The 9,744-nt window shown below is 70.8% G+C and carries 10 protein-coding genes; 2 read left to right on the top strand and 8 right to left on the bottom strand.

Going from position 1 to position 9,744, the window contains the following annotated elements:
* Window positions 1-191 (bottom strand): hypothetical protein (locus VFW24_02395; protein ID HEX5265596.1); only part of this gene is annotated, 191 nt, incomplete at its 3' end.
* 29 nt (window positions 192-220) lie between these two features.
* The gene (locus tag VFW24_02390; protein ID HEX5265595.1) at window positions 221-1,054 is read right to left on the bottom strand and encodes a sugar phosphate isomerase/epimerase; all 834 of its coding nucleotides are present in this window, start codon (window positions 1,052-1,054) and stop codon (window positions 221-223) included.
* Between the two features lie 41 nt (window positions 1,055-1,095).
* Between VFW24_02390 and VFW24_02385 the strand changes: the two genes are divergently transcribed.
* Window positions 1,096-1,944: an SDR family oxidoreductase gene (locus VFW24_02385; protein ID HEX5265594.1), complete on the top strand. Its 849-nt coding sequence runs from the start codon at window positions 1,096-1,098 to the stop codon at window positions 1,942-1,944.
* Window positions 1,945-1,948: 4 nt separating this feature from the next.
* Here the strand turns inward: VFW24_02385 and VFW24_02380 are convergent, their stop codons facing one another.
* Entirely contained in the window at window positions 1,949-2,743 is a 795-nt protein-coding gene (locus VFW24_02380) for an ABC transporter ATP-binding protein (GenBank protein ID HEX5265593.1), read from the bottom strand.
* A gap of 129 nt (window positions 2,744-2,872) precedes the next feature.
* On the opposite strand from VFW24_02380, the gene VFW24_02375 reads away from it, so the two are divergent.
* Window positions 2,873-3,856 (top strand): LLM class flavin-dependent oxidoreductase, encoded by a 984-nt coding sequence (locus tag VFW24_02375; GenBank protein ID HEX5265592.1) that lies wholly within the window; start codon window positions 2,873-2,875, stop codon window positions 3,854-3,856.
* 11 nt (window positions 3,857-3,867) lie between these two features.
* Here the strand turns inward: VFW24_02375 and VFW24_02370 are convergent, their stop codons facing one another.
* From VFW24_02370 to VFW24_02350, 5 genes are read right to left on the bottom strand one after another with little or no spacing between them, the layout of a single operon-like run.
* Window positions 3,868-4,215 carry a hypothetical protein gene (locus VFW24_02370; GenBank protein ID HEX5265591.1) on the bottom strand — a complete coding sequence of 116 codons (348 nt, stop codon included), beginning with the start codon at window positions 4,213-4,215 and terminating at the stop codon, window positions 3,868-3,870.
* A 1-nt stretch (window position 4,216) separates the two neighbouring features.
* Window positions 4,217-4,957: an ABC transporter ATP-binding protein gene (locus tag VFW24_02365; protein ID HEX5265590.1), complete on the bottom strand. Its 741-nt coding sequence runs from the start codon at window positions 4,955-4,957 to the stop codon at window positions 4,217-4,219.
* Window positions 4,954-5,682, bottom strand: coding sequence for an ABC transporter ATP-binding protein (locus tag VFW24_02360; protein ID HEX5265589.1), 729 nt, complete (start codon window positions 5,680-5,682; stop codon window positions 4,954-4,956). The genes VFW24_02365 and VFW24_02360 overlap by 4 nt, the downstream gene beginning before the upstream one ends.
* On the bottom strand, window positions 5,669-8,005 hold the full coding sequence (locus VFW24_02355; GenBank protein HEX5265588.1) for an ABC transporter permease: 2,337 nt from the start codon (window positions 8,003-8,005) through the stop codon (window positions 5,669-5,671). Before VFW24_02355 ends, VFW24_02360 begins: the two co-directional genes overlap by 14 nt.
* Before the next feature lie 56 nt (window positions 8,006-8,061).
* Complete coding sequence (locus VFW24_02350; protein ID HEX5265587.1) at window positions 8,062-9,438, bottom strand: ABC transporter substrate-binding protein; 1,377 nt, start codon at window positions 9,436-9,438, stop codon at window positions 8,062-8,064.
* Between the last annotated feature and the right edge of the window lie 306 nt (window positions 9,439-9,744).

The following is a 9,744-nucleotide window of genomic DNA, read 5'->3' as shown; positions in this document are numbered from 1 at the left end:
GCCGGGACCACCGGCGCCAGGTCGAGCTCGGCCACGGATCCGGCCGCCGTGCCACCGACGGCACGATCGGCCCAGTCGGGCCCGGACGCGAGCAGGTCACCCACGCCGGCGAAGGGCAGGAGGAAGGCGGTGCTGCCGTCGATGCGCGCCGCCCTCGTGCCGTCAGGGGTGCGAACGGTGGCCAGGCGCATGGCTGCATCCTGGCATCCGCCGGGGGTGGCTACCCCAGCCGGGCCAGGACGGCGTCGAGGCTCTCGGCGCCCCGCCGGGCCGCCTCGGCCACCGGGACGGAGAACAGCTCGACCGAGAGGACCTCGGGCCCGACCAGGCGCAGGCCCCCGATGTCGTCGAGGACGCCCAGGAGGCCGACGAGGTCGAACACGCCGGTCCCGGGCAGGCGGCGGTGGCGGAACGTGTCCGCCAGGAGACCCTCCTGGAAGTCGGCCGCGCCGTCGGAGACCTGGACCGAGAAGATCCGTTGGCCCGGGACGTGGCGCAGCGCGCCGAGGTCCCCGTCGACGCGGAAGAAGTGCCAGGTGTCGAACAGGATGCCGCCGTTGGGCCGGTCCGCCAGCCGCACCAGCTCGGCGGCGGTGGCGACGTCGGACACCGGCGAGCGCGGGGTGAACTCGAAGTGGACCCGCCAGCCCTGACCGGCGGCCCGGTCGCACAGCGCGGCGAAGTGGCCCGCCATCTCCTCGAGGGGGATGCTCGTGGGATAGGGGGCCAGGGCGCAGAGGGAAGTGGTCCCGAAGGCCTCGCCGGCGTGCAGGACGTCGTCGACGCCGACCATGGCGGAGCCGAGCGGACGTTTGGGCGGCTCGTGGGGGTACCACTCGATCAGCCCGTCGAGGATGGCGAGCTCCACCCCGGCGTCGGCGGCCCGGGCCGCCACCTCGGCCGGGTCCAGGCCGGCGGCGCGCGCCTGGTCGTGGTCGGCGGGGGTGATCGAGAGGATCCGGTAGCCGTTGGCCGCCGCGGCCGCGATCCGATCGGCCAGGGGAGCGGGAGCCAGGCCCGCCGACCAGAGGACCTCTCGCGTGGCGGCGCCCATCAACCGATGGTATGCACTCCGGGTCCGCACGAGGAGGGGTCATGGCCGATCGGAAGGTTGCTCTCGTCACCGGCGCCAGCCGGGGCATCGGCAAGGCGGTGGCGGTGCACATGGCCCGCGCCGGCCTCGACGTGGCGCTCGGCGCCCGCACCGTGCAGGAAGGAGAGGCCCGGGAGCACTCCTCGACGATCAAGGCGTCCAACACCAAGCCGCTGCCCGGGTCGCTGGCCGCCACCGCCGCCCTGGTGGAGGCGGAGGGGACCCGGGCCCTGCCGGTCTTCCTCGACCTCCTCGACCGGGCTTCGCTCGGCGCCGCCGTCGCCACCGTGCTCGAGCGGTGGGGCCGGATCGACGTGCTGGTCAACAACGGCCGCTACATCGGCCCCGGCCACATGGACCTGTTCCTCGACACACCGATCGAACTCCACGAGCGGCACCTCGAGGCCAACGTGCTGGCGCCGATCGTCCTCGCCCGGCTGGTGCTGCCCCAGATGCTCGAACGGGGCGAGGGCCATGTCGTCAACGTGACCTCGTCGGCGGGCAACTCCGATCCGCCCGGCCCGGCCGGACAGGGGGGATGGGGCCTGGGCTACGGCATGTCCAAGGGCGCCATGCACCGCCTGGCCGGCATCCTCCACCTCGAGCTCGGCCCGCGGGGGATCTTCGCCTACAACCTCCACCCCGGCTTCGTCGCCACCGAGCGCATGGCGGCGGACATGGCGGAGTTCGGCTTCGACGCCAGCCAGGCCGCGCCCGCCGACGTGGTCGGGGCGGTGGCGGCGTGGCTGGTCACCACCGCCGAGGGCCGGGGGCTGACGGGGACGTGGGTCGAGGCCCAGGAGAAGTGCCGGGAGCTCGGGCTGGTCCCGGGGTGGCAGCCGGGCGGCTGACCGGTCAGCTCGTGGAGCCGCCGAGGAAGACGGCGCGCACGATGTCGTCGCGCTCGAGCAGTTCGGCGGTGCGGCCCTCGAAGCGGATCTCCCCCTTCTCCATGAACATCGCCCGGCCGCACACCTCGGCCGCGATGTTGAGGCTCTGCTCGACCAGCACGACCGACGTGCCGCCCTCGTTGATCTTGCGGACGGTCTCGAGGAGCTGCTCCACCACGACCGGCGCCAGCCCCAGGGAGAGCTCGTCGATGCATAGCACGAGCGGATCGAGCAGCAGGGCCTTGGCCAGGGCCAGCTGCTGCTGCTCCCCGCCCGAGAGGCTCCCGGCCTGCTGGGACAGGCGCTCGCCGAGGCGGGGGAAGGTGTCGAGCACCCGGGCCCGGCGCTCCTTCACCCAGTCCCGGCGCTTCCGCACGGTCAGGGCCTGGATCTCGAGGTTCTCGGCCACGGTCATGTCGGAGAAGACGGCCCGGCCGCCGGTCACCAGCGCCAGGCCCCGCCCGACCAGCTGCTCGGCGGGCATCCCGGTCACGTCGGCGCCGTCGAGCACCACCCGTCCCGTGCTGGGCCGCTCCAGGCCGGACACGACCCGCAGGAGCGTCGACTTGCCGGCCCCGTTGGTGCCGAGGAGCGCCAGGCACTCGCCGCGGTGCAGGCGCAGCGACACCCCGAAGAGGACCTGCAGCCGGCCGTAGGAGAAATCGACGGCGTCGACCTCGAGGATCACGTCGGCGGGCTCCGGGGCCTCCTTGGCGGCCCGGCGGGTCCGGGTGGTCCGGGCGGTCGGGGTGGCGGTCATGTCCGTGGGTACCTCCTGGTGGATGTCGATCGTCGCATCCCGGGCCTCCCGTGTCCCCCGCCGAAGGCCTAAGTTCTCCGCCCGGGAAGGTAGTCCCTCCCGTCCGGGACCCACCAAGGAGACGCGCCGATGGCCATGTCCACCCTCCGTTTCAACCTGGTCCTGCCCGGCCTGGACCCCAAGGTCCACTCCGAGATGCACAAGGCCTTCCTCGACATGGCGACCTTCGCCGACCAGAACGGGTTCACCGCCGTCCAGTTCGAGGAGCACCACGGGGCCGAGAACGGCTGGAGCCCGACCCCGCTCCTGCTGGCGGGCATGGCCCTGGCCCGCACCACCAGGGTGAACGCCACGATCATGGCCCTCCTGGCCCCGCTGCACGACCCGCTGCGGATAGCCGAGGACATAGCCGTGCTCGACCTGGTGGCGCCGGGCCGGCTCATGGTCGTGCTGGGCGTCGGCTACCGCCCGTCGGAGTACGCCGCCCACGGGAAGGAGTGGTCCCGCCGGGGCAAGCTGATGGACGAGGTGGTGGACACCCTGCTCAAGGCCTGGACCGGTGAGCCCTTCGAGTACCGCGGGACCACGGTCCGGGTCACGCCCCGGCCCGCCACCCAGCCCCACCCCATGGTCTTCGTCGGCGGCACCTCACAGGCGTCGGCCCGGCGGGCCGCCCGCTTCGGGCTGCCGTTCTTCCCGGCCGCCCACCTGCCCGAGCTGGAGGCCTACTACAACGCCCAGTGCGCCGAGCACGGGACCACGGGCTTCTGCCTGATGCCGGGAGAGCAGACCGCCATGACCCACGTGGCCACCGACCCCGACAAGGCGTGGGCGGAGATCGGCCACCACTTCCTCCACGAGGCCCAGACCTACGCCGGCTGGCAGACCGCCGACATCCACTCCGCCGTGCACTCCCACGCCAAGACGGTCGACGACCTCCGGGCCGAGGGGATCTACCGGATCCTGAGCCCCGAGGAGTGCGTGGCCGAGGGGCAGCACCAGGGCCAGGGGGCGGCGTTCAACCTGCACCCGATGTGCGGCGGCATGCCGATCGACAAGGGCTGGGAGAGCCTGCACCTCTACGCCGAGCAGGTGCTCCCGAAGATCCCCTGACGGCCGGGGTCCTAACGGCCCAGCCGCTCCACCAGGTCGTCGACGTGGGCCTGGCCCTCGTAGAGCTGGCGCAGCATCCAGAAGCGGAGGAAGCGGGCCAGCGAGGCGAAGACGAACAGGGCGGCGCCGATGACCGTCAGGGCCACCATCGACAGGGCCAGGATCTGCTCCGAGCCGATGTTGAGGGCGCTGCTCTGGTGCAGTGAGGCCTCGTAGGTGATGAGGGCGGCCACCAGGCCCCCGATCATCAGGAGGGCGCCGATGACCAGCAGCGCCGTGTCGCGGCGCTGGCCTCCGGCCCTGAGGCGCAGGTCCGCTACTTCGGCCCGGAACTGCTCGATCTTCTCGTCGGTCGCCATTTCACCCACCTAGGTACGCGGAGGAGAGCTCTTGCTCGATGCTGGCCGGATCACCGACCCGGACTATCTGGCCGTGCAACATGATGGCCGCGTGCTGGGCGATCGGCAGGACCGCCTGGGCGAACTGCTCGGCCACGAGGATCGAGATCCCGGCGGCGGCCAGCTCCCCGACGGTCTCGTAGAGGGTGTTGACCAGGAGCGGGGCCAGGCCCATCGACAGCTCGTCGAGGATCAACAGCACCGGATCGGTGCCGAGGGCGCGGGAGATGGCCAGCATCTGCTGCTCCCCGCCCGACAGCGTTCCCGCCAGCTGGTCGCGACGCTCCGCCAGGCGGGCGAAGCGGGCGAAGGCGGCCTCCTCCAGCACCTGTCTCGGCACCCCCGTGCCCGTGGCCAGCCACAGGTTCTCGCGCACGGTGAGGTTGGGGAAGATGCCCCGGCCCTCGGGCACGGTGCACACCCCGAGCCGGGCCAGCTCGTGGGCCGGGGCCCCGTTGGCCACCCGGCCGGCCAAACGCAGCTCCCCCGACGTGACCGGGAGCAGGCCGCAGCACACCCGCAGGGTGGTCGACTTGCCGCCGCCGTTGGGCCCGAGCAGGGCCACGACCGCCCCCTTCGGGACCTGCAGGTCGACGCCGTGGAGGACCTCGATCGACCCGTAGCCGGCGTGCACGCCGGCCAGCTCGAGGACCAGGTCGTCCTGGAGGTCCGGGGCGGCGCCGTTGGTCGTGGTCGCGGTCATGCCGGCGCCCCGAGGTAGGCGGCGATGACGGCGGGATCGTTGCGCACCTGGTCCGGGGACCCGACCGCCAGCTCCTTGCCGTAGTCGAGCACGTGGATGGTGGCGCAGACCTGCATGACCAGCGCCATGTCGTGCTCGACCAGGCACACGCCGAGCCCGTCCCCCGCCAGGCGGTGGAGCATCTGGCCGAACGCCTCGGTCTCCGGCTCGGTCTGGCCCGCCGCCGGCTCGTCGAGCAGGAGGACCGACGGGTGGGTCATGAGAGCCCGGGCCACCTCGACGACGCGCGCCCGCCCTGTCGGAATGTCCGACACGTCCCGCTCGGCCACGTCCCCGAGCCCGGTGAGCTCGATCACCCGCTCCGCCTCCTGGGCCACGTTGATGCGGTGGCCGCGGCCCCATGCGTTGCGGATGTCGCCCGCCACCCGGATGTTGTCCCGCACCGAGAGGGACGTGAACAGCTCCAGGCGCTGGAACGTGCGGGCCAGGCCCATCCGGGCCCGGCGGCTCGGGGCCAGGGCGGTGACGTCGCGGTCGTGGAGGGTCACGGTGCCGGCGCTGGGCGACAGCAGGCCGGTGATCACGTTGAACAGGGTGGTCTTGCCCGCCCCGTTGGGCCCGATGAGGCCGGTCACGGTGCCGGGCTCGACGGCGATGCGCACCCCGTCGAGGGCCACGGTCCCGCCGAACCGGACGGTGATGTCGCTGACGTCAAGCGCCGGCATCGCCGGCTCCCTCGAGCACGGGCGGGGCCGGGGCCGCACCGGCCTCCGGGCCGCCCGCTCCCTCCCGCCCCACGGCCCGCCGCCGGTCGACCCGGGCCACGTCGTCGATGCCCAGGGCGTGGTCGAGCTGCGAGCGCAGCTCGTCGGTGTAGGGCGTGTCGATCCCGGTCAGCTCCAGGGGCACCTCGGCGGCCCGTTCCCGCACCGCGACCGGACTGGTGTACTGGCCCACGAGCGGCAGGACCATCACGAGCACCGAGGTCAGCACGGCAAACCACCAGTTGCCGATGGCGCCCACGACGGCCAGGACGTAGAGCACGGCCTCCACGACCGCGCCCCCCACGAGCACGGGCCGGTTGTCCCGCAGCGTCCGGTAGCTGTCGACGACCTGGTGGACCGAGCCCGTCGGGTTCATGCCGACCCCGATCCCGATCAGGGCGGGCAGCACCGCCGCCACGTGGGCGATGGTGGCCCACAGGCCGTGCAGGCTGACGTGGTTGTTGGCCAGGTTGTTGAAGGTCGCCACGACCAGGCCGAACCCGACGCCCGAGAGCAGCCCCCCGAACAGGGCCCCGCTCACGTAGCCGATCCCGGCCACGACCGTGAGCATGATCAGCGACAGGCTGAGGAAGATGTCGTAGTTGCCGGACGTGACCGAGCCCAGGGCGGTCGACATCAGGATCCCCCCGAGCCCCGCTATGGCGGCCGACAGCGTGAACACGCTCACCTTGAGCTTGAGCAGGTTCTGGCCCAGGGTGGCGGACGCCGCCGGGCTGTCCTTCATGGCCGTCAGCCGGCGGCCGTAGCTGCTGTTGCGCAGGGCCACCAAGCCGACGCCGAGCACGGCGAACACGACGGCGACCGTCACCAGGAAGCTGGTCCCGTCGGCCAGGTCCAGAGGCCCGATCTTGAGCGGGGGCATCACCAGGCTGCCGATCCCGGCGCCGGCGCTGAACAGCGAGAACCTGGTGTGCAGGAGCGGCAGCTGGTGGGGGTTGACGTCCATCAGCACCATGTCGGTCAGGAACACCCCGAAGGCCAGGGTGGCCAGACCGAGGTACAGGCCCCGAAGTCGCAGGGCGGGCAGGGACACGACGGCGCCGACGAGGGCCGTTATCAGGGTGCCCACCACGACCCACTGCACGGTGGTCCGCGACGCCAGTCCGTGCCCGGTGATGCCGTTGTGGAACACGATCATGGTCCCGATGGCCCCGAAGGAGACGGCGGCCAGGTTCATCTCCCCGGCGTAGCCGGTGAGCAGAGTGAGCGACAGGGCCACGATGGAGAAGGTCAGCCCGATGGTGAAGGTCGTCACGTCGGAGTCGACCATCAGCTGGCGGAGCAGGACCACCACGAACACGAAGGTCACCGCGGCGATCACCGCCGTGCGGACGCTCGGCACCCGGAACCGTTCCCGCGTCCGCAGGACGGTGGCTCCTCGGAGGCGGTCCTGGGGAAGCACCACCAGCACGGCGAAGAGCACGATCATGGGCAGGGACACCCGGAAGTCGCTGGTCCAGGACCACGACGACGGGAAGTAGGCCAGCACGTAGTTGTTGGCCAGTCCCAGCACCATCGCTCCGATGAAGGTGCGGGGAACGCTGCGCAGGCGGCCGAACACGGCGGCGGCGATGGCGTCGAGGACCAGGAGGGTCAGGGCGTTGGCCTCCAGGTTCCCCCCGCTGACCGGCGTGATGAGGATCCCCGCCAGCACGGCCAGGAACGAGCCCAGGGCCCAGGAGAGGGCGGCGGCGCGGTCCGGGTTGTGCCCGTTGAGCTGGAGCAGACCGGGATCGTCGACGGCCCCGCGCATGACCACGCCGATCCGGGTCCGGTAGAAGAACACCCGGAGCCCGACCGCGATGGCCACGGCCACCGCCAGGGCGATGATCTGGTGGATCGGCACGATGGCCCCGAATATGTGGGCATTGCTGGTGGGACCGAAGAACTGGACGATCGTGCGCGGGATGAGCGGGTTCCAGATCCAGTCCGAGAGGTAGAGCATGCCGAGCATCAGCGCCACGGTGACGATCACCTTGGTGACCTCGGCGGTGTCCCTGAGGCCGCGCATGATCAGCACGTAGAGCAACCAGCCCATCAGGGGGCCGAACCCGCCCAGGACCACGAGCAGCGCCAGGGGCGCCGGCCAGTGGAGGTTGAAGCGGAACTCCCAGTAGATGAAGGCGCCGAGCATGGCCTCGGCACCGTGGGCGAAGTTGAAGATTCCGGAGGTGTTGTAGGTGAGGACCAGGCCCGAGGCCGCGATCCCGTAGACCCCCCCGAGGACGAGCCCGAAGATGGTGTAGGTGATGAACAGGTGCAACGGAGCTCTCCCGGCAGAAAAGGGGGCGGCGCCGAAGCGCCGCCCCCTTCACGACACTAGGACTTCGGGGTGATCAGGCTCGCCGAGAGGAACTTGGTGGCCAGTCGCTGAGAGTTGAGCGTCGTGCCCCAGTTCTTCTGGCTGATCTTGAACAGGTACTTCGAGCTGCAGTCGAACTGCCCGATGGTCTTCGGGAAGAACTGCGAGAAGGCGGTCCCGGTGAGCTTGAGGAGCATCCCGCACTGCGGGGGCACGTTGTTCCCCGGATCGGCAGGGGCGTGCAGGCCCCCGCCCGTCCAGTTGTGCACCTTGGACAGGTTGTTGATCATGCACTGCCGGGTGAGGTTGGAACCGCACGCCTTGGCCTCGGTGGCCCACAGGAGGAACGAGGAGGCCGCCTGCTGGCCGAGCTGGCTGGTCTTGCCACCGGTGGCGCTGACGGCGTTCAGGTAGTCCTGCACCGCCTTGACCTTGCCGGCCTCCTCGATGGGAACGAAGGCGTCCCGGACGTAGATCTGGTTGCCGATCCCCGAGGTGTTCCACGCCGACATCTGGGTGGTGTAGTCGTTGGTCTCCATGATGTAGATCGGCTTGACCCCGACCTGGTTGATGGCCTGGAGCATGCCGAACAGGACAGGACCGGGACCCAGGTTGTTGTAGATGAGCTTCACGCCGCAGTTCACGTACTTCTGGGCGAACGGCTGGTAGTTCGGCTCCCCGTTGTAGTTGATGGTGACGCCGCAGTTGGCCAGCTTCCAGCCCGCCGCCAGGGCCGCCTCCTCGTCCTTGTTGTAGGAGACCTCGGTGGCCGACGTGAGCGTGGTGTGGATGAAGTCGAACTTCGTCACCGCGTCCGGGAACAGCTGGGTCGCCTCGTAGTACGGGGAGGCGGGCAGGTAGTCGACGGGGTTGGGGACGGCCTGGTACATCTCGGGCGCATTGGCCACGTCCGGTCCGACGGTGAACCCGGGGACGGCGGCCAGGTTGCAGCCCAGCCGGGTGGCCTCGGCGGCCTCGTCGAGGGCCCAGCCCTCGCCGACCAGCATGAAGTCGGTCTTGCAGGCCTGCTGCATGACCGTGTTCACCTGGGTGATGGCGGCGTCGTAGAAGTCACCGACGATCTGGCGGCCCAGGATGCCCCCCTGGTCGTTGCACCACTTGACCATGGCCTTGACGGCGTCACCCATCTCCTGGTCGAGACCGGGTGACTGGGAAAAGCCGCGGTCGTCCCCGAAGCCGATGTGGATGGCCGTGTCGGTGACGCCCTGCTCGGTCGCGCCCTTGGCGCTGCCCGATCCGCACGGGGAGGCCAGGGTCCCGAACGTCTTCGACGAAGACGAGGAGGACGACGCCGTCGTCGTCGTGTTGCCGGCGGAGGCGTTGCCAGAGCTGCGGCTGCTGCTGCATGCGGCAGCCAGGAGCCCGAGTGCCAAAACGGCGGTAAATCCGCGGAACCACCACCTCAAGCGATGCACGAAACCTTCCCCCTGTTCAGGTAGTGCGGCTGGCCGATGATTGAGCGCTCCGGAAACCTCGTCCGGGGAGCGTTGGCGATGGTACCAGCCATTCCCAGCGCCCGCTCGGTCCATCTACGACCGTTCGGCGCGCTCAGCTGGTGATCCCGAAGCGCGCCAGCCCGAAGGCCTTGATGGCGTTGCCCCGGGCCAGTTTGTAGATCTCCCCGTCGGACAGGCCGGCCTCCGAGGAGATCTTCTGGAGGGTCTCCCGGGAGTGGGGGA

It is taken from the genome of Acidimicrobiales bacterium (assembly GCA_036273495.1).
In the GTDB taxonomy this organism is placed as follows: Bacteria; Actinomycetota; Acidimicrobiia; order Acidimicrobiales; family JAJPHE01; genus DASSEU01.
This window is presented reverse-complemented; position numbering and strand designations above follow the sequence as displayed.